Annotated in this window: 14 protein-coding genes and 2 pseudogenes; 7 read left to right on the forward strand and 9 right to left on the reverse strand. The window is 71.2% G+C overall.

Going from position 1 to position 18,227, the window contains the following annotated elements:
- Nucleotides 1-18: 18 nt before the first annotated feature.
- Nucleotides 19-1,284, reverse strand: a complete 1,266-nt coding sequence (locus tag ACZ7KF_RS34865; RefSeq protein WP_471084317.1) for an FAD-dependent oxidoreductase — start codon at nt 1,282-1,284, stop codon at nt 19-21.
- Between the two features lie 18 nt (nt 1,285-1,302).
- Entirely contained in the window at nt 1,303-2,160 is an 858-nt protein-coding gene (locus tag ACZ7KF_RS34870) for an alpha/beta fold hydrolase (RefSeq protein ID WP_471084320.1), read from the reverse strand.
- 74 nt (nt 2,161-2,234) lie between these two features.
- On the opposite strand from ACZ7KF_RS34870, the gene ACZ7KF_RS34875 reads away from it, so the two are divergent.
- Nucleotides 2,235-3,140, forward strand: coding sequence for an AraC family transcriptional regulator (locus tag ACZ7KF_RS34875; protein ID WP_471084323.1), 906 nt, complete (start codon nt 2,235-2,237; stop codon nt 3,138-3,140).
- Nucleotides 3,141-3,271: 131 nt separating this feature from the next.
- Here ACZ7KF_RS34875 and ACZ7KF_RS34880 read toward each other — a convergent pair whose 3' ends face one another.
- Nucleotides 3,272-4,192, reverse strand: a complete 921-nt coding sequence (locus tag ACZ7KF_RS34880) for a helix-turn-helix transcriptional regulator (RefSeq protein ID WP_471084326.1) — start codon at nt 4,190-4,192, stop codon at nt 3,272-3,274.
- Nucleotides 4,193-4,210: 18 nt separating this feature from the next.
- Between ACZ7KF_RS34880 and ACZ7KF_RS34885 the strand changes: the two are divergent.
- Nucleotides 4,211-4,873: pseudogene (locus tag ACZ7KF_RS34885) on the forward strand (aldo/keto reductase); the annotation flags it as partial.
- An 83-nt stretch (nt 4,874-4,956) separates the two neighbouring features.
- On the opposite strand, the gene ACZ7KF_RS34890 reads toward ACZ7KF_RS34885, so the two are convergent.
- Both ACZ7KF_RS34890 and ACZ7KF_RS34895 read right to left on the reverse strand, forming a co-directional pair.
- Nucleotides 4,957-5,619, reverse strand: a complete 663-nt coding sequence (locus tag ACZ7KF_RS34890) for an NUDIX domain-containing protein (RefSeq protein WP_471084329.1) — start codon at nt 5,617-5,619, stop codon at nt 4,957-4,959.
- Nucleotides 5,616-5,999, reverse strand: coding sequence for a DUF4406 domain-containing protein (locus tag ACZ7KF_RS34895; protein WP_471084332.1), 384 nt, complete (start codon nt 5,997-5,999; stop codon nt 5,616-5,618). Before ACZ7KF_RS34895 ends, ACZ7KF_RS34890 begins: the two co-directional genes overlap by 4 nt.
- Before the next feature lie 48 nt (nt 6,000-6,047).
- On the opposite strand from ACZ7KF_RS34895, the gene ACZ7KF_RS34900 reads away from it, so the two are divergent.
- The gene (locus tag ACZ7KF_RS34900) at nt 6,048-6,806 is read left to right on the forward strand and encodes a DeoR/GlpR family DNA-binding transcription regulator (protein WP_471084335.1); all 759 of its coding nucleotides are present in this window, start codon (nt 6,048-6,050) and stop codon (nt 6,804-6,806) included.
- Between the two features lie 382 nt (nt 6,807-7,188).
- On the opposite strand, the gene ACZ7KF_RS34905 is transcribed toward ACZ7KF_RS34900, so the two are convergent.
- On the reverse strand, nt 7,189-8,109 hold the full coding sequence (locus ACZ7KF_RS34905; RefSeq protein ID WP_471084338.1) for a DMT family transporter: 921 nt from the start codon (nt 8,107-8,109) through the stop codon (nt 7,189-7,191).
- Between the two features lie 52 nt (nt 8,110-8,161).
- On the opposite strand from ACZ7KF_RS34905, the gene ACZ7KF_RS34910 reads away from it, so the two are divergent.
- Nucleotides 8,162-8,671, forward strand: coding sequence for a MarR family winged helix-turn-helix transcriptional regulator (locus tag ACZ7KF_RS34910; RefSeq protein WP_471084341.1), 510 nt, complete (start codon nt 8,162-8,164; stop codon nt 8,669-8,671).
- Between the two features lie 715 nt (nt 8,672-9,386).
- On the opposite strand, the gene ACZ7KF_RS34915 is transcribed toward ACZ7KF_RS34910, so the two are convergent.
- Nucleotides 9,387-10,256 (reverse strand): PhzF family phenazine biosynthesis protein, encoded by an 870-nt coding sequence (locus ACZ7KF_RS34915; RefSeq protein WP_471084344.1) that lies wholly within the window; start codon nt 10,254-10,256, stop codon nt 9,387-9,389.
- Between the two features lie 418 nt (nt 10,257-10,674).
- Between ACZ7KF_RS34915 and ACZ7KF_RS34920 the strand changes: the two are divergent.
- A pseudogene (locus ACZ7KF_RS34920) lies at nt 10,675-10,834 on the forward strand (IS5/IS1182 family transposase); the annotation flags it as partial.
- Between the two features lie 181 nt (nt 10,835-11,015).
- Here ACZ7KF_RS34920 and ACZ7KF_RS34925 read toward each other — a convergent pair.
- A complete protein-coding gene (locus ACZ7KF_RS34925; protein ID WP_471084347.1) occupies nt 11,016-11,981 on the reverse strand; it encodes a LysR family transcriptional regulator in 966 nt (321 codons plus the stop codon).
- 145 nt (nt 11,982-12,126) lie between these two features.
- Between ACZ7KF_RS34925 and ACZ7KF_RS34930 the strand changes: the two genes are divergently transcribed.
- Together ACZ7KF_RS34930 and ACZ7KF_RS34935 are read left to right on the forward strand one after the other, a co-directional pair.
- Nucleotides 12,127-13,596 (forward strand): MFS transporter, encoded by a 1,470-nt coding sequence (locus tag ACZ7KF_RS34930; RefSeq protein WP_471084350.1) that lies wholly within the window; start codon nt 12,127-12,129, stop codon nt 13,594-13,596.
- Between the two features lie 215 nt (nt 13,597-13,811).
- Nucleotides 13,812-15,263 (forward strand): amidase, encoded by a 1,452-nt coding sequence (locus ACZ7KF_RS34935; protein WP_471084438.1) that lies wholly within the window; start codon nt 13,812-13,814, stop codon nt 15,261-15,263.
- Nucleotides 15,264-15,523: 260 nt separating this feature from the next.
- On the opposite strand, the gene ACZ7KF_RS34940 is transcribed toward ACZ7KF_RS34935, so the two are convergent.
- Nucleotides 15,524-18,130, reverse strand: a complete 2,607-nt coding sequence (locus tag ACZ7KF_RS34940; protein WP_471084353.1) for a PA14 domain-containing protein — start codon at nt 18,128-18,130, stop codon at nt 15,524-15,526.
- Nucleotides 18,131-18,227 lie beyond the last annotated feature (97 nt).

An 18,227-nucleotide genomic window follows, 5' to 3' on the forward strand; every position in this document is an offset into this window, starting at 1 on the left:
GGGCGGCCCGCGTACTCCTCACTCCGCCCCGAGCCCGCCTGCGGGGTCGCCCGCGTGACCGGCCCGGCCCCGGGACGCGGTGGGCGACGGAGGGTAGTCGTCGACGGTCATCGAGTTGTGGAGGCGTGCGCTCTTGGCGGTGAGGCGGAGGAGGGCGCGGCCGGGCCCCGCGGGCAGGGCGGAGATCAGGCGGGCGCCCTGAGCCAGTCCGTGCACGCCGAGGCGTGAGGTGGGGAGCAGGGTCTTCGCCGCGCTGAGCCCGGCCTCGCGGCTGCCGCGCACGTACTCCGCCATCGCGCGCTCGCAGGCGGGGAAGGCGCGCTCGTGGTCACCGTCCGCCCGCGCCAGCTCCCCGGCGAGGACGTACGCGCCGACGACGGCCAGGCTGGTGCTGCCGCCGACGACCGGGCCGGGACAGTAGCCCGCGTCGCCGACGAGCGTCACCCTCCCCCGCGACCAGGTGTCCATGCGGAGCTGGGTGATCGAGTCGAAGTAGAACGCCGGGGTGCGGTCGAGTTCGTCCAGCCAGCGGTCCAGGTCAGGGTGCATGCCGTCGAACGCACCGCGGAGCAGCTTCTTCTGCCGGGGCACGTCGTGGTGGTGACAGTCGAGTACGCGCTCGCTGCGGAACAGGAACAACGCCCGCGCGTCGCCGAGGTGGCGCGCGCCGTACATGCCGGCAGTGCGGCCGACACCGACGTGGAGGAGGAGTTCGCCGTCGTGCGCGAAGACTTTCGGCAGGGTCAGCACCCCGAAGTAGGCCCCGGCGAAGGCGCTGAAGCGGGACTCGTCGCCGAAGACGAGGCGGCGCACGTGGGAGTGCAGTCCGTCCGCGCCGACGACGAGGTCGAAGCGGCGCGGCGCGGCGTTCTCGAACCGCACCTCGCCGTCGGGCGAGATCGCCGTGATCGAGTCGCCGAAGAGGTACTCGACGTCGTCGCGCGCGGCGTCGTAGTAGATCTCGCTCAGGTCGTCGCGCATGATCTCGACGTGCCGGCCGGAGGCGGCGTTGAAGATCTTGGAGAGGTCCACCCGGACGGCACGCCCCGCGTTCTCCCGGTGGACCGTCATCCGGTCGGTGCCGGTGGCCCGCTCCTCGACGCGCGGGAGCACACCCATCTTCTCCGAGATGTCCATCGCGGGCCGGAACAGGTCGACCGCGTGGCCGCCGGCCTTGCGCGCCGTCGGCGCGCGCTCGACGACGGTGACGCGGAAGCCGTGCCTGGTGAGCCAGTACGCCAGCACCGGACCGGCGACGCCGGCGCCGGAGACCAGGATCCGCATGTCGCCTCTCCTGGTCACTCAGGCCGCCCGTACGGCGTGGATCGCGGTGAACGCCAGCAGGGGGGCGGCGGTCCGCGGGGGATCCTCGAGCAGGGGTGAGTGTCCGAGACCGGGCAGCAACTCGACCGTCGCGCCCGGAACGGCGCGGTAGTCGGCGGCGGACGAGGATCGCCATCTGCGGTCGTCCTCGCCGAAGATCACCAGCAGCGGCTTGCCGAGGACCGCCAGCCGGTCCGGGAGCGCCTGCTGCTCCAGGTAGTCGTGGGTGGCCTGCAGGGTTGCGGTGAGCGTGTGGTGGGTCATACGGCGCACCTCGTCCAGGAGCTCTGGGGGGATCCGGTAGCCCGCGCGGCTGAATGCGGTGCTCGCGAACCGGTGGAGCTGCTCGTCGGTCGGCGGCCACTGCGAGATTGCGATCGGGGCGGACCGCGGTGCGACGAGGGCGTCCAGGCCGGGGCCGGTGTTGATGAGCGCGAGCGCGGTGACCAGGTCGGGTCGCTGTTCGGCGAGGGCGGTGGCGACCGCGCCGCCGCTGGAATGGCCCACGACCACGGCGTGCTCGACGCCGAGCCGGTCCAGTGCCGCTCCGGCCCGGCGGGCCTGGTCCGGGAGCGCGTAACCGCGGTCGGCCGGCTTGGCCGACCGGCCGTGCCCGAGCAGGTCGATCCGGAGGACGTGGTGAGATCCCGTCAGCATCGGAACCAGCGCGTCCCAGGAGCGGCTCGAGGACGCGGACCCGTGGATGAGCAGGAGTGCGGGGGCGTCGCGGGAACCGTCCCGGCACACGTGGATGTCGCCGTCGTCCAGCGACAGGACCGAACTCTCGGTGGTCTCGGCGCCGCCCGTCACGTGCGGTCCGCCGTCAGAAACAGTCATGAGCCCACTGTCGCCGCCGGTGCCTCCGCGGGATTGGACGAATGTTCCCCGGCCGGCTCACCTACCATCGAACGGTGCGGACTTTCACGTACGGTGCGGCGGTGTGGGGCGTCGCATGCCCGCAGCGTCCCAGCCGGGTGGCCGGGGTCTCCATGGCCGGGTTCCGCGTCCGTGATCTGGGGGCGCTCCGGATGGTCCCGCACCCGGCCGTGACGCTGCTCCTGGACTTCGGCGCCGGCTCGCCCGTCCTTGACGGTGCGTCCGGGCGGCGGCAGCGGGGAAGCCTGGTCGCCGGGCCCGGACTGGGGACCGGAGGCACGGTCCGGACGTGGGGAGAGAACGTCGAGTGCGTGCAGGTGCGCCTGTCCCCGGTGATCGCACGGGCGGTTCTGGGCGCCTCCCCCGCCGACCTCGACGGTGCCGTCGTACCCCTGGGCGACCTGTGGGGCCGGGAGGCGTCCCGGATCCGCGAGCGACTGGACGCCGTCTCGTCGTGGCAGGATCGCTTCGCGTTGACGGACGCGTTGCTCGCCCGCCGGTATGAGACGGGGCCGCCGGTGGACCCGGAGGTGGCCTGGGCCTGGCAGCGGATCGTCGGCAGCCGTGGCATGGTCCGGGTGGACGGACTCGCGGACGAGATCGGATGGAGCCGTAAGCGCCTGTGGTCCCGGTTCCGGTCGCAGCTCGGGCTGCCGCCCAAGGGTGCCGTGAAGCTGGTCCGCTTCGACCACGCCGCCCACCGCCTGGTCGCGGGTGAAGGCGCGGCCCGGGTCGCGGCCGACGCCGGCTACGCCGACCAGTCCCACCTGCACCGGGACGTCATGGCGTTCACCGGGGCAACCCCCGCGGCCTTGGCCGGCGCGCCGTTCCTCGCCGTCGACGCCCTCGCGTGGCCCCGCCGCGGAACACCCGCCGAGCCTCACGTCACCGCGAATCCCCGGCTCGGCCGCCGGCCAGAGGCACGACGGCTGCCGTGGTGACGTCTCGGGGGGGGCGTGGCATGTCCCTCCCGGGCGGGTGAGGGCGATGGACGCGGGTCGCCCGCCGTGGTGGCTCAGGGGCGATGACCGGTGGCTCTCGGGGGTGGACGCAGGTCACCCGCCGTGGTGGCTCAGGGGCGATGACCGGTGGCTCCCGGGGTGGGCGTGGGACGTTCCGTCGGCCGCGGTGCGGTCATGTCGAGCAGGAGCAGGGCGTCGTGGTCGGGGGTGCCCGGTTCGGCGGTGTAGACGCCGATGCGCTGGCCGGGGGTGCCTTCGACGTGCAGTGACTGCGAGGTGAGGGTGAGCGTTCCGACCTGGGGATGGTGGAACGTCTTGTGCGCGGGCTTGCGCCCGGTCACCTCGGAGCGCTCCCACAGCCCGGCGAAGTCGCTGCTTTTCAGGAGGAGTTCGCCGACCAGGTTGGTGAGGTCGGGGGCGTCCGGGGCGGTGCCGGCGACGGCGCGCAGGCGGGCGACGCACCCGGTGATCTGCCGGTCCCAGTCGGTGAAGAGGTCGCGGGCCGCCGGGTGGAGGAACAGATAGCGGGCGAGGTTGCGATGCTTGGCCGGCCAGTCGTCCAGGCCCGCGTGCAGAGCGAGGCCGCCCGGGTTCCAGGCGAGCATGTCCATGCTGCGGCTGATCACATAGGCCGGGTTGGGGCGCAGCGATTCCAGCAGCAGCCTCAGGTGAGGGCGCACGGTGCGGCCAGGGGCGGGCGGCGGCTCGGAGACGTAGCGGGCGGCGCGGGCGGCCAGCTCGCGCAGGTGCTGGTGCTCTTGGTCGTCCATGTGCAGAGCGCGGGCGAGGGAGTCGAGGACGGCGGGGCTGGGGCGGGTCTCCTTGCCGCGTTCCAGGCGCACGTAGTAGTCGATGCTGATGCCGGCGAGGGTGGCCGGCTCCTGCCCGACGTCCTGGACGGCACCATCGCCCCCGGCCGCGTCTTCGACCAGACCTTCACCCTCGACCAGGCGCCGGACGCCTACCGGAGCATGGCCGACCGCCAGGTCCTCAAGGCCCTCGTCCGCCCGTGAACCCTGCCCCGCCCGCACAGCGAAGGACTCCCCCTCATGCAGTACGTGACCTTGAACAACGGTGTCGAGATACCTCTCCTCGGCTTCGGCGTCTACCAGATCCCCGCCGAAGACACCGAACGCGCCGTCTCCGACGCACTGGCCGCCGGCTACCGCCTGCTGGACACCGCCGCCGCCTACGGCAACGAGGAAGCCGTCGGCCGCGCCATCGCATCCAGCGGCATCGCCCGCGGCGACCTGTTCGTCACCACCAAGCTGTGGGTCCAGGACGCCCCCGCCGAGGAGAACACCAAGCGTGCCTTCGAGACGTCCCTGAACAAGCTGGGCCTGGACCACATCGACCTGTACCTGATGCACCAGCCCTTCGGCGACGTCTACGGCCAGTGGCGCGCCAGGGAGGCACTCACCCGCGAGGGCACGGCCAGGGCGATCGGCGTCGCCAACTTCTACCCCGACCGCCTGATCGACCTGATCGTCAACAACGAGATCACCCCGGCCGTCAACCAGATCGAGACCCACCCCTTCTTCCAGCGCGTCGACTACCAGGAACTCATGGGCGAGCACGGCGTCCGGATCCAGTCCTGGGGCGGCTTCGCCGAAGGCAAGAACGACCTGTTCACCCATCCGCTCCTCGCCCGGATCGGCAAGGAGTACGGCAAGTCGGTCGCGCAGGTCGTGCTGCGCCCCCTAGCCGGGAGAACTCAGGGCACCCATCGCGCCGAGTCGTCGACCTGGGCCGGACGCTACCGACTGGGCAGGGCCGTGTGGTTCGTGCCGGTCGCCTACGGGGCGAAGGGGCCGTCCAGGGCTGCCCATTGGAGGAGCAGGACGGTCTTGCCGTCGGTGATGCGTCCGTCGCGGGTCATGGCCAGGGCTTCGGTGAAGGGCAGTTCGAGCACCTCGATGTCCTCGCCCTCCTCTTCCAGCCCGCCACCGGTTCCGGTGCGGTCGGCGGGGGTGTAGGGGGCGGCGAAGAAGTGGAGGCGTTCGGTGACGGAGCCGGGGCTCATGTAGGCGTCGAGGACGTGGGTGAGCGGGCCGAGGGTGACGCCGAGTTCTTCGGCCGCCTCGCGGCGGACGGCGGCGGCCGGATCGTCCGCGTCGAGCAGTCCGGCGGCGGCTTCGACGAGCATCCCGTCGGGGTGGTCGTTGACGTAGGCCGGGTAGCGGAACTGGCGGGTGAGCAGGACGCGGCCGCGGCCGGTGTCGTAGGGCAGGACGACGGCGCCGTTGCCGCGGTCGTACGTCTCGCGCGTCTGCGTTTCCCACCGTCCGTCACGGCGGCGGTAGTCGAAGGTGGTACGGCGCAGGACGTGCCAGCCCCGGGAGGTGAGTTCGACGTCGCGGACGACGACGTCGGGGTTGCGGTCGAGGTCGCGTCCTGCTCGGTCGAGGCCGGTCCGGCCGCGGTGGTCCGGGATGTCCACGCCGGGGCGGGGCTTCACGCGTCCCCCTGCCGGTCGAGGGTCGGGATCTGTGCGACGTCGTAGTAGACGGGCAGGCCGCGACGGCGTGCGATGGCGACATCCTGGTCGGCGCCGACGGAGTCGCCGGGGAGCCGCAGCACGGCGTCGCAGCGGGCCAGCAGACGCTCGGCGGTCGGGTACAGCACCTGGTCGGCGAGGGGGTCGGTGGGACCCGCGCCGGCCGAGTGCAGGACGGGCAGTGCGATCCATTCCCCGATGACGGGAAGGTGGCCGGCGGCGAAGACGGGCCACGCTGCCGCTTCGAGACGCGCGAGGTTGGCGGCCATGGCCTGCGGGTCGCCGCCGGTGCCGGAGCGGTAGGGCCCGGCGATGAGGATGAGCATGGACTTCTCGGTCACGGGCGCTACGATACATGCAGAAACGTGCAAGAACAGGAGAGAACAAGGATGCTGGCTGCTGAGCGGCGGGATCACCTGCTGGACCTGCTGGCCCGGCGGGGGAAGATCGTCGCCAAGGAGGTCGCCGCCGAACTGCGCATCTCCGAGGACTCCGTGCGGCGTGACCTGCGCGACCTGGCAAGTGAGGGGCTGTGCCAGCGGGTCTACGGCGGGGCGCTTCCGGTTTCGCCGGCCGTGGCGGACTACGGCGCCCGGCAGACGGTGGCCCCCGACGGCAAACGGAAGGTCGCCTCGGTGGCCGCCGGGCTGGTGCGGCCCGGCGGCGTGGTGATCCTCGACGGCGGCACCACCGCCCTGGCCGTCGCCCACGCGCTCCCGCGGGACTTGGCCTGCACCGTGATCACCCACAGCCCGACGATCGCCGTCGCTCTGCTCGACCATCCGCAGGCGGAGGTCTTCATGCTCGGCGGTCGCCTCTTCAAGCACTCGGCGGTCGCCTGCGGCGCGGCCGCGGTCGAGGCCGCGCAGAACGTCTCCGCCGACCTCTTCCTCCTCGGCGTCACCGGCGTGCACCCCGAGGCGGGACTGACCACCGGCGACGCCGAGGACGCGGCGATGAAGCGCGCCCTGGCGGCCCGGGCCGCGGACACGTACGTCCTCGCCTCCTCCGAGAAGATCGGCACCGCTTCCCGGTTCCGCGTCCTGCCCTGGGAAGAGATCAGCGGGCTGATCACGGACAAGACCCCGGACGACCCGGTGATCGAGCAGCTCACGACGGACGGGGTCGAAGTGCTGACGGCCGACTGACGGCCATGGGGCCGACCGCGGAAGGCCGGTCGTCCGGCAGCCCGGCCCGCCCCGTCGAGGCGCGACCCGGGCTCACGGCGAGAGCGGCGGCCACTCGGCCGTGACGGCACCCGCGCACTCCAGGGGAGCTTCATCGACACGCCTCAGCCGGGGACGCCGGCCGCCGATGCCGTCGCCACGCGAGAACCCCCCGTGCTGTGACCGCATGGCTTCGCCGGGTTGATCGATCAGGTGCCCCTACCTCTCTCGCGCCGCTGGTCACCCCGAAGGCGGCCAAGCGAACGCCTACCGCGACCCCAGCCGGTGCGTGCCGTCCCCACCACCCCCGACCAGCCCCGCCTCACAGGTCGAAGAGACGGGTCCATAGGCGGTTCCAGTGGACTCACGAGGCATCTCGGCAAGGCGCCTCTCGCTCGGATCGGCGTTCTCCCGCAGGACGGGCCGGTACCCGTCCGCCGCCACGCCGTTTTGCGCGGACGGGCCGGCCGAGGACGACTCCGGCCAAGACCAGGACGAGTCCGCCCAGTTGCCGAGTGGTGAGCGCTTCCGAGGCGATCACCGTGCCCAGCAGCACGCCCGTGACGGGGTTGAGCAGTCCGAGCAGACCCACGGTCCCCGCCGGCAGGTGCCTCAGCCCGGTGAACCAAGCGGTGAATGCCAGCGCGGTGGCGACCAGCGCGACGTAGACGAACGCGAAAGACGCCGATGCGGAAGGTGCCGGAGGCGCCCCCTCCGCGGCTGCCGCTGCCGGGAGCAGGAGCAGGCCGCCTGCAGTGAGCTGCCAGGCGGTCGAGGCGAGCACGTCGACACCATCACTCCACCGCCTGGTGAGCATGTAGCCGAAGGACGACGCGAGCATGGCAGCGGCCGAGGCGGCCACTCCCCCCACGCTCACCTCCTCCGCACCGGTGAGCAGCATGAGACACACCCCGGCGAGCCCGACTCCGGCACCTGTCAGGTGGGTGGCCCGGGGCCGTTCGGAGATCAGCAGCCAGGCCATGAGCATCATCGTCAGCGGGGACACCGCCATCACGGTCGAGGCGAGACTCGTGGGCAGCCTCTGGGAGGCGATGTAGACGAGGACGAAAAACACGCTCACGTTGAGCAGGCCCAACACGGCGGATCTCCACCACCACGCGCCGCGCGGCCGCTGTCTGCACAGGGCCAGCAGGAGGAGGCCGGCGGGCAGCGCCCGGCAGGCGGCTCCGTACAGCGGACGGTCCGCGGGGAGGAACTCTCGGGTGACGAAGTAGTTCGTTCCCCAGGCCACCGGCGCGATCGCGGTCACCACTGCCCACCGCATATTAGCTTCCATGGAAGCTAATATATCTTCTTGGGAAGGTATTATCGGACGCATGGACCCACGGGAGCCGCTTGACCATGTAGCCCGCATCCAGGCCGACTGGCGTCGACAGCGGCCTGACGTCGACGTCTCCCCGCAGGGAGTGATCGGCCGGTTGCACCGCCTGGCCGGTCGGCTCACCGGGGAGCTCTGCCGCGTCTATGACGGCTACGGCCTCAGCGAGGGAGAGTTCGACGTCCTGTGCGCGCTGCGCCGCGCTGGTGACCCCTACGAACGGGCGCCGGGTGAGCTTGCCGCGCACACCATGGTCACCACCGGTGCGATGACGAAAAGAATCGACCGCTTGGAGCGGGCTGGGCTCGTCACCCGCCGGCGATCGGGTGGAGACGGGAGGGGCCGGATCGTCGCCCTGACCGGACCCGGCCTCGAATTGATCGACCAGGCGTTCACCGCCCACATGCGCAATGAACGCCGCCTGCTGGATGTGCTGACGCCCGACGAGGCCAAGACGCTCGAATCGCTGCTCGCGACCTGGCTCCTGCGCATCGAAGGCGGAGGCTGAGCATGGCCCGCGGGAAGGTCTGCCGGGGACGTGCGCTTCTGACCGCCGACCGGTCGCGGTCGGCCGGTTCTGGGGCACCGGCCCGGTGCCGGAGTGCCCAGCCCTTGGCCGCGCGTCCCTCCCGTGCGCGACGCGCGGCCGCCACTGCCTGAGGGAAGCCGCGCGTCACCCGGCCGTCGCTGAACGGGAGACGGACTCGTGACCTCACCCTTTGGCGCGGGCAGGAGCCGCCCGCGCTTTCCTCTCACGTCCCTCGACGTGCGACCGGGCCGTCCCGTGACGCCGAGGGACACCCGGCACCTCGGTGTGTGCGTGCCCCCCGCCCCTGCGTCGGCGGCGGCTGGGCGCCACATGGTGGTGACGACGTGGCCGGTGGCGACGACTACCTCCTCCAGCGGGGTGAAGCCGACGCTCTCGTACCGCCGGAGGTTGGCCGGATTGGAAGATTCAGGTAGGCGGGGGCGCCGAGAGCGTCGATGTGAGCGAGGCTTTCGGCGAGCAGAGCCATGCCGAGTCCCTTGCCCCGGTGATGGTCGTGAACGCCGAGGAGCGTGGTCGCGACATGCATGCGGAAGGGGCCCTGCGGGGAGGTCATGCGCTGCTTCCTTCCAGCGGAGCGAGGGCCGTCTCGGCCGCGGCGAGGTCCTGGGGGCCGATGCCGATGAGTTCGGCGACGACCGTGATGCAGGCAGGCGCCGTCGAGTGGGAGCAGGCCTCACTCGGGCAGGGTGTCCAGGGTTCCGCGGGCCACCATGCTCACGTCGCCGCCGACCCGGATGTTGTGCAGTGCGTCGGGGCGTCCTTGCGGCAGGACGGTGAGCCTGCTGGGACGGCCGGTAAAGCGCCCCTGCCGCAGGGCGAACTCCTCCTCGACGCGCACGACGCGGTGCCGGGCCAGGTACGCGCCGACACAGCCGGCCGCGCTGCCGGTCGCGACGTCCTCCAAGACACCGTCGTTGTTCCAGTGACGGCCTTCACGTGCCTCGACGTCGAGCACGTAGGCGAACTGCGCGCCGTACCGCCCGACCAGCTCCGCGAAGTCGCTGCGGACGATTTTCGCCTCGCCCAGACCCGCCGTCACCGGCACGATGAGGTAGCGCAGGCCGGTGGAGACGACGCACAGCGGAAAATCGGCGAGTGCCCGACCAGGCAGATTCAGGGCGGCGGCGACCTCCGCCCTGTCCTGCGCCGGCACGGTCGCCAGGAACTCCGGCTCTCCCTGGTCGAGTGCCGCGTGATACCCGGTGGTGGTGCGCCGGGTGGACACCTCGACGGTCCTGCCTGTCAGGCGGAACGTCCAGTGCCGCGGACCGGGGGCACCTTCGCGCTCGTGCAGGACGGCTGCCGCGCCCAGGACCGGGTGTCCGGCGAAGTCGAGTTCCTCGAAGAGGTCGAAGACCCGGGCGGTGACGTCGTGGGGCTTGTCCGTGCCGTCGAGGAAGATGGTCTCGAAGTGGCGCAGCTCCTGGGTGATCGCAAGCATCTGCGCGGAGGAGAGGCCGTCGGCGTCCGGGAAGACGGCAAGGGTGTTGCCGGTGTACGCCTGTGCGGCGAACACGTCGACATGGCGGTAGTGCAGGGGCATCAGGTTTTCCAGGTGGTGAGAACGCGAGCTGGTACGACTCGACGCTAGACGGCACCGACCGCACCGTCTTGGTCCACTTCGCGTGAAGTGGCCCAGTGCATCGGGTGGGGCGGGAGGATTCCGGGAGCACGGAGGGGGTCCGGCTGGAACCGCATGCCCGGCATCGTCCGTATCCTGCCGGGCCACGCCCAAGGGGCACGTCAGACGCTTCCGCGCCTCTCGATCACGAGGATGCGCGCCTGCGGGGCGGGGCGGGCGACGTGCGCGTCTCCCGGGGCGACACAGCACACCCGGCCCGGCGTCAGTCGCTCGTCCCCCTCGATACCGTCCAGGCGGACGTCTGCGCCTGGGCCCTCCAGCGGGCGGCCCAGCGCAGAGACTCACCCGGCGGACGGACCTGACACGGCGACAGCTCGCCCACGCCTCCCACCGCAAGGTCCGCGCACGCGTGGAGCACGCTCTCGCCGCCCGCTTGAAGAGCTGGAAGGTCCTCCGCGACTGCCGCCTGCAAGGCGCCGGCGGCCACCCACGCCATGCCCGGCGTCGCCCGCCTGCACAACCTCGTCCTCACCGGCTGACGGACAGACGACCAGGTCATCCAGGATGCCGAAGATCATTTACGGGACACCGCACAGACGCGTCATTCCGCATGCCGAGGAGGTGTCCGGGGACGGGGACACACCTGGTGATCACGAGCAACCCGGTCGCGGTCTTCCTCCCGGAGGGCTGCCACCGGTTCCTGCCGGACGACCCGAACCGCTACGGGTTCTTCCACGACGTCGAGCCCCTGGGCTGAGGGCGCAAACCCCGCACCGAACTGCGCGGATCCCCATGCGCCATCTCCTGCGCCACCTCGCGGGCGGTCCTGGCGAAGGCCTCGACCGCTCCGGTGCCCTGCCCGGTCCGCCACACCAGGCCGTAGCTGACCGGTTCCGCGTCGGTGAAGGGGACGTAGGCGACACCGGGGCGCGCGTAGTACGTCGCCGTGTGCGCGGGCGCGAGCAGCGCGCCCCTGCCGCCCGTGACCAGCATCAGGGCTTCCTGCATGTTGGTCACACCGGGGCCGCGGGCGATCGACCGACCGGCCGGTGTGCGGGTGGGGACGTGGTGCTCCAGCCAGTAGTCCGGCAGCGCGCCCGCGAGGGTGAGCAGGGGGACGTCGGCCAGGTCCTCCAGGGACACCGAGTGCCGTGCGGAGAGGGGGTGCCCCGAGCCGATCACCAGGACCCGCTCCTCGGCGAGCAGCGCGGGCCCGCCGCCCAGATCGGCCTCGCGCACCGGGAGCTCCTGAAGCTGGACGTCGAAGTCCCCCTTGCGCAGCATCCCGTACGGGTCGGTGAGCGGCACCTCACAGATCTCCACGGCGAGCCGGGGATGGCTGATCCGCAACGCCTCCGTCGCCTTCATGACGATCTCGCCGGTCAGCGGGTTGGCGAAGCCAACGTGCAGCACCGTGTCGATCCCGCGCGCGGTGGCGGCGGCCCGTGTGAGCGCGTCCTCGATGCCACGGTGGTGCGGTGCGAGGTCCTCGCGCAGCTGTCGGCCGAGTGAGGTGAGAGCGACCCGGCGGCTGGTACGGAGGAACAGCGGGGCGCCGACCCGGCGTTCGAGCCGCCGCACCAGCTGGCTCACCCGGGCCCGGGAGAGCCGCATCCTCTCGGCGGTACGACCGAAGTGCAACTCCTCTGCGAGCAGCAGAAAGCACTCCAGTTCGTCGCGTTCCATCGAGGTCCCCCAGGGAGAGCGGATCGGTAAGCCTGGTTGAACGAACGTTGCGATCATCGCCGTTGTTCCGCCTGATCGCTCTGGCCGAAGGTGGAGGAGCCGCCGGAAGGCGGCCCCAACCCCCTTCCCCCGTCGAGGAACCGCCATGACTTCGCTGAGTACGCATCCCCGGAAACCGGCCGGCGCCCTGAGCACCCGAGACTGGGGCGTACTGCTCGTCCTGTGCGGCGCGATCTTCCTGGAGGGCATCGATGTGGCCATGCTCAATGTGGCCCTGCCGTCCATCCGCGCCGACCTGGGCCTGTCCACCGGACCCCTGCAGTGGGTGATGAGCGCGTACGTCCTGGGATACGGCGGCTTCATGCTGCTCGGCGGACGCGCCGCCGACCTCTTCGGGCGCCGGCGCATGTTCGTCTTCTGGCTCTCGGTCTTCCTGCTCTTCTCCGGGCTGGGCGGATTCGCCACCGAGGGCTGGATGCTGATCGTGGCCCGGTTCGTCACCGGAGTCGCGGCCGCCTTCATGACCCCGGCGGGCCTGTCCCTCATCACCACGGGCTTTGATGAAGAGGGCCCGCGGCGCAACAAGGCGCTGCTCCTCTACTCGGGCACCGCGGCCGGTGGCTTCTCGATCGGCCTGGTCATCGGCGGTCTGCTCGTCTCGGTCGGCTGGCGCTGGGTCTTCTTCGCCCCGGTGGTGCTCTCCGCTCTGATCCTGGTCGCCGCGCTCGTCTTCGTACCCGAGTCGCCGCGACCAGCCCGCACCGGCCGGAGCGTCGACCTGGCCGGCGGCCTCACCGTCACCGCCGCGATCGTGCTGATCGTCCTGGGCGTGGAGCGTGCCTCCCACACCGGCCTCACCCAGACCGTGCTCACCCTGGGTGCGGGCCTCGCGGCACTGCTCGCCTTCCTCGCCGTCGAAGCCCGCTCCGCCCACCCCTTGGTCCGCCTCGGTATCTTCCGCAGCGGCGCCCTGGTCCGCGCCAACCTCGCCGGGCTCCTCTTCGCCGCGGGCTTCTTCGGCTTCCAGTTCCTGGTCGTCCTCTACCTCCAGGAACTGCGCGACTGGTCCAGCCTGCAGACCAGCTTCGCACTGATCGTCATCGGCATCGACGCGATCCTCTCGCCTGTCCTCGTTCCCAGGCTGGTGACCCGCTTCGGCAACGCACGCCTCATCCTCGGTGGCCTGCTCATCGCCTCACTGTCGTACGCCCTCTTCCTGCCGGTCGGCGCCGACTGGACCTACCTGGCGATGCTCCCCAGCCTGCTGCTCCTCGGCATCGCCTTCGCACTCGCCTACGGCCCGCTGACGATCGTCGCCACCGAAGGCGTCACGGAGGAGGAACAGGGCCTGGCCGGTGGACTCCTCTACACGTCCTTCCAGTTCGGTGCGGCGCTCGGCCTCTCGGCGACCACGGCCGTCGATGTCGCGGCCACCACGTCGAGTGCACCGGCCGCGCTCCTCGACGGCTACCGGGCGGCCCTGTGGGTGCCGCTCGCCGCGGCCCTGCTCGCCGCGCTCATCAGTGCCTTCGGGGTGCGTTCGCGCACCGACGGCACGGTGACCTCCACGACACCTTCTTCCGCTACGTCCGCGACATCGAGTACGCCACGATGATCACTGCGGATCCAGCTCGTACGCGGCTCGGATCTGCGGAGCACGATGTGGCGGCCGGCCACCGCGCTGACGTCCGGCGCCTGGATCAGGACGGGCCAGGGCTCTGCCTCGAGCCTTGGCCCACCTCACGCTTCGGAATGATTCGTCCAGGCGTCCGCCCTGTTGTGCGAAACGGTATTTCATGGCCTCTCGCGGAGGCCTATACGGTCGAATCCATGGAGTGGAATTTTCCGACGGCCGAGGAACTCACGGCTGCCTTACGCGCAGGTGAAGTGACCTCTGCGGAACTGACCGACGAGGCGATCGCCCGTATCGAGCGGGACGACAAGGAGATCAACGCGATCTGTGTGCCGGACTTCGACCGTGCACGGGCCGCCGCCCGCGGTGCCGACCGGGCACGCGCCCGCGGTGAGGACCGACCGCTGCTCGGCATCCCGGTGACGGTCAAAGAGTCCTACGACATCGCCGGACTGCCCACCACCTGGGGCATGCCGCAGCACCGGGACCACCTGCCGGCCGAGGACGCGGTGCAGGTCTCGCGGCTCAAGGCCGCCGGCGCAGTGGTGCTCGGCAAGACCAACGTGCCCTTCGGGCTGCAAGACGTGCAGAGTTTCAACGAGATCTACGGAACGACCAACAACCCGTGGGATCACGGTCGCACGCCGGGTGGATCCTCCGGCGGATCGGCGGCGGCCCTCGCGTCCGGATTCGGCGCGCTGTCCATCGGATCCGACATGGCCGGTTCATTGCGCACTCCCGCGCATTTCTGCGGGATCTACGCACACAAACCGACGCACGGGCTGGCGGCGAGCCGCGGCATGGTCCCGCCGTCCGAGCCGGCGTTGCCGACCGAGATCGACCTGGCGGTCGTCGGTCCAATGGCACGGTCCGCCCGGGATCTCACGCTCCTGCTCGACGTGATGGCCGGTCCGGACCCGCTGACGCTCGGCGTGGCGTACGACGTGCGGCTGCCGCCCCCACGTCACGAACGGCTCCGCGACTTCCGGGTCCTGGTCCTCGACGAGCATCCGCTCCTTCCGACCGGTTCCGCCGTGCGGGCGGGCGTGAACCGGGTGGCCGACGCGCTTGCCGACGGCGGCGCCCGCGTCGAACGGCACAGCCCGCTCCTGCCCGACCTGGCCGAAGCCGCGGTGCTCTACACGCAGTTGCTGTTCTCCGGTTCCGTTGCGCGCTTTCCCGTCGAGGCGTACGAGGAACTGCGGGTCCGTGCCGACCGACTGAGCGCGGAGGACCAGGGTCTGGAGGCGGCTCGGCTGCGCGGCATGGTGTTCCGCCACCGCGACTGGATCGAGGCGAACAGCCGTCGCGAACTCCACCGCCACGGCTGGCGGCGGTTCTTCGCCGAGTTCGACGCCGTGGTGTGCCCCATCACGCCCACTCCCGCGTTCCCGCACGACCACCACCCCGATCCGAGAGAACGCCGGATCGACATCGACGGCGTCGCGTACCCGTATTTCGACCAGCTCGTCTGGGCCGGTCTGGCCACCATGCCCGGGCTCCCCGCCACCGCCGTACCGGCGGGCCGGTCCCCCGAGGGTCTGCCGGTGGGAGTCCAGCTCATCGGTCCGATGTTCGAGGATCGCACTCCGCTGCGGCTGGCCGAACTACTGGAGCAGAAGATCGGCGGCTTCCAGGCACCGCAGTAGGGCGTACCACCGAGGCGTCCGCCGAGGGTCAGGTGGTGGAGCACGACGAGTCCCTCGTCCGGCATCCCCGCGCGTCCGTCCGGCACCCCTGCGCGTCGGGGCGGACTCCCGGAGACGCCCGTCGCCCGGCCCGTGCGGGCCCAGCCCGGTCCGCCCGCCGTCGATACGGTGGGCGGACCGGGCCGGGGACGGGCACGGCGGCGGCCTCGGGCAGCGGTCCGGCGATTCGCGGGGAGGCGACAGCCGGTGCTGCCCGGAGGTCAGGCGGCGCAGCCCGTGACGACCGCCCGTGACGCGTCGTCGATCAGCGCGTCGTGAGCGGCCTTCAGGCGCCGCACGTCGGGCTTGGTCACCTTGCGGTCGTACGTCATCAGGCCGTTGAGTTCCCCTTCGACGTCCGAGATCTGCGTGTACACGGCGCCGTTTCCGCCCTTGCAGGCCAGCGCGTGCACCTCGCCGAGCTTTTGCAGGTAGTCGTCGGTGTAGGTGCTGGGGTCCACGTCGACGTACGACTGCTGTACCGACCAGGCGTGGCCCGGCACCGCGAGGCCGAGACCGCCGTACTCACCGGCGACCAGGGCCCGTTGGCCGTCCGGATGCGGTGGCAGGGCGGGGCTGGGATAACCGTGCTCGTCCATGATGTCGCCGGCCCCGCCGTCGGCGCCCAGGTTGAGGCCGGACATGTTGTTCACCAGGCGGGTGGGGTCCCAGGCCTTGGCCTGGGAGGCGACGCGGCCGATGTCGTACTGGCCCCAGCCCTCGTTGAAGACCACCCACATGACGACCGACGGGCTGCTGATGTGCTCGTCGATCATCTGCTTCATCTCCCGCTCGTACTCGGCACGGGCGGCGGTCGACGGGTTCACCCCGGCCGTCATCGCCGGCATGTCCTGCCACACCAGCAGGCCGAGCCGGTCGGCCCAGTAGAACCAGCGGTCCGGTTCGACCTTGATGTGCTTTCGGACGGCGTTGAAGCCCATCCGCTTGTGCGCCTTCAGGTCGTAGGCCAGAGCCTCGTCGCTGGGCGCGGTGTGCAGGCCGTCGGGCCAGAAACCCTGGTCGAGGGTGGCCATCATGAAGACCGGCTTGCCGTTGAGGACCGTGCGGGGGACGCCGTTCACGTTCTCCACGGCGATGGACCGCATCCCGAAGTAACTGCCCACGCGGTCGCCGCCGGCCTTCACCTCGAGGTCGTACAGGAACGGATCGTCCGGCGACCACAGATGCGCGTCCGGGATCCTCAGGGTGAGGGACCGGCCGGTGCGGCCGGTGGCCGTGGCCACCCGGCGCTTGCCGTCGTAGGCGGTCGCGGTGACCGGGAGACCGTCGCGCACGCCCTGCGGTTCGACGGTGAGCGTGCCGGTGTCGATGTGCGGCGTCAGTTTCAGCTGGTCGACGTGGTCGGCGGCGACGGGTTCCAGCCACACGGTCTGCCAGATGCCGGAGGACGGGGTGTACCAGATGCCGCTCGGATCCAGGCGCTGCTTGCCGAGGGGCGGGTTCTCGCCGCCGGAGGCGTCCGTCGGGTCGTAGACTCCGACGATCAGTTCCTGGGCGCGGCCGGGCTTGAGGGCGTCGGTGATGTCGGCACTGAACTTGTCGTAGCCGCCCTGGTGTTCGGCGACCTCGGTGCCGTTGACGTAGACCTCGGCCTGCCAGTCGACGGCGCCGAAGTTCAACTGGAGCCGCTGGCGGTCGCCGACCTTCCAGCCGGCCGGGACGGTGAAGGTACGGCGGTACCACATGCGGTCCTCGTGCCGTTCGATGCCCGAGAGCTGGGACTCGACGGGGTACGGGACGAGGATGCGCTCCCCGAGGGTGCGGCCCACGGGCGGCCGTTCGCCCTCCTCGGCCGCGGCGAACTGCCAGCTGCCGTTGAGATTCTTCCAGGCGTCGCGGGTCAACTGGGGCCGGGGATACTCGCGGTGGGCGTTGGCCGGGGTGACGTCGTCGGCCCACCGGGTGCGCAGTTCGTAGGTGGAGTGGTTGGCGCCGCTGCTCCAGAACGCGCCGACAACGTTGCCACCCTTGCCGGTGAGGCCGCCCTCGCCGTCGTAGCGGACGTCCGCGAGGCCGGGAGCGGAGCCGGACTTGTCGCCGACGACGGGTTCCTCCAGGGAGACCAGCAGGGACCTGGGGTCGGCGGGGTCCAGCCGGACGGTGCCCAGCGGCCAGGCGGCGCCGCCGATGACGGCGTCGAGGTGGCTGGTCAGCCCGGCGGCGGGCTTGGCCAGTGCCTGGGCGAAGTCCAGCCGCAGAGTGCGGCCGTCCTCGAGGACGGTCGTGGCGATGGCGCCGTCGTAGGCGTATCCCTCCGGCAGCAGGAACGCCGACTGCGGTACGGCGGTCTTGGCGCCGCCCGGCGGCGTCCAGCGCAGGTGGAGGTTGGAGCCTCCGTAGTGCTCGAAGTACTCGACCTTGATGTCGTAGGCCTTGCCGGCGGTCAATTCGACGGGGGCTCCGGTCTGTTCGCGGTCCCAGTCGTCGACCCAGTGGTCGATGACGAGCTGGTCGTCGACCCAGAGGCGGAATCCGTTGTCGCCGGTGATCGAGAAGGTGGTGGCGCCGGTCTTCTCGGGCACGATCCGGCCGGTCCAGCGGACGCTGACGTCGTCCGACCGGCCGGTGGCCGAACCCAGGCGGGACTCCAGGGAGTCGAAGTCGAGCCTCGGGTCGAATCCGGTGGCCTTGAGCTGGGCGAAGTCGAAGGCTCCGGGGGCGGACTGGGTGTAGTACTCGCCCTTGAGGCCGTGTACCTCGACGGGGTCGTCCGCCGCCGCTGCGGGGGGCGCCGCGGTCATTCCGGCCACGCCCAGAGCGGCCGCGAGGAGGAGTGACAGGCGATGTCCGAGTGATCTGATGCGCACGGATCTCCCTATGGCTGAGGAAGGGTGGCGGCTCACTGCTTCAGTCTGTACAACGTTGGAAGCATGGCAGTTGGCATGAGAGCACGCCTCCCGGCCG

The sequence above is a fragment of the Streptomyces sp. NPDC038200 genome (assembly GCF_055600785.1).

What these genes read in the sequence shown, in the direction of transcription:
- ACZ7KF_RS34935 (WP_471084438.1), top strand. Translation starts at nt 13,812, where the DNA reads ATGGAGTGGAATTTTCCGACGGCCGAGGAACTCACGGCTGCCTTACGC.
- ACZ7KF_RS34865 (WP_471084317.1), bottom strand. Translation starts at nt 1,284, where the DNA reads ATGCGGATCCTGGTCTCCGGCGCCGGCGTCGCCGGTCCGGTGCTGGCG.
- ACZ7KF_RS34915 (WP_471084344.1), bottom strand. Translation starts at nt 10,256, where the DNA reads ATGCCCCTGCACTACCGCCATGTCGACGTGTTCGCCGCACAGGCGTAC.
- ACZ7KF_RS34905 (WP_471084338.1), bottom strand. Translation starts at nt 8,109, where the DNA reads ATGCGGTGGGCAGTGGTGACCGCGATCGCGCCGGTGGCCTGGGGAACG.
- ACZ7KF_RS34930 (WP_471084350.1), top strand. Translation starts at nt 12,127, where the DNA reads ATGACTTCGCTGAGTACGCATCCCCGGAAACCGGCCGGCGCCCTGAGC.
- ACZ7KF_RS34870 (WP_471084320.1), bottom strand. Translation starts at nt 2,160, where the DNA reads ATGACTGTTTCTGACGGCGGACCGCACGTGACGGGCGGCGCCGAGACC.
- ACZ7KF_RS34925 (WP_471084347.1), bottom strand. Translation starts at nt 11,981, where the DNA reads ATGGAACGCGACGAACTGGAGTGCTTTCTGCTGCTCGCAGAGGAGTTG.
- ACZ7KF_RS34900 (WP_471084335.1), top strand. Translation starts at nt 6,048, where the DNA reads ATGCTGGCTGCTGAGCGGCGGGATCACCTGCTGGACCTGCTGGCCCGG.
- ACZ7KF_RS34910 (WP_471084341.1), top strand. Translation starts at nt 8,162, where the DNA reads ATGGACCCACGGGAGCCGCTTGACCATGTAGCCCGCATCCAGGCCGAC.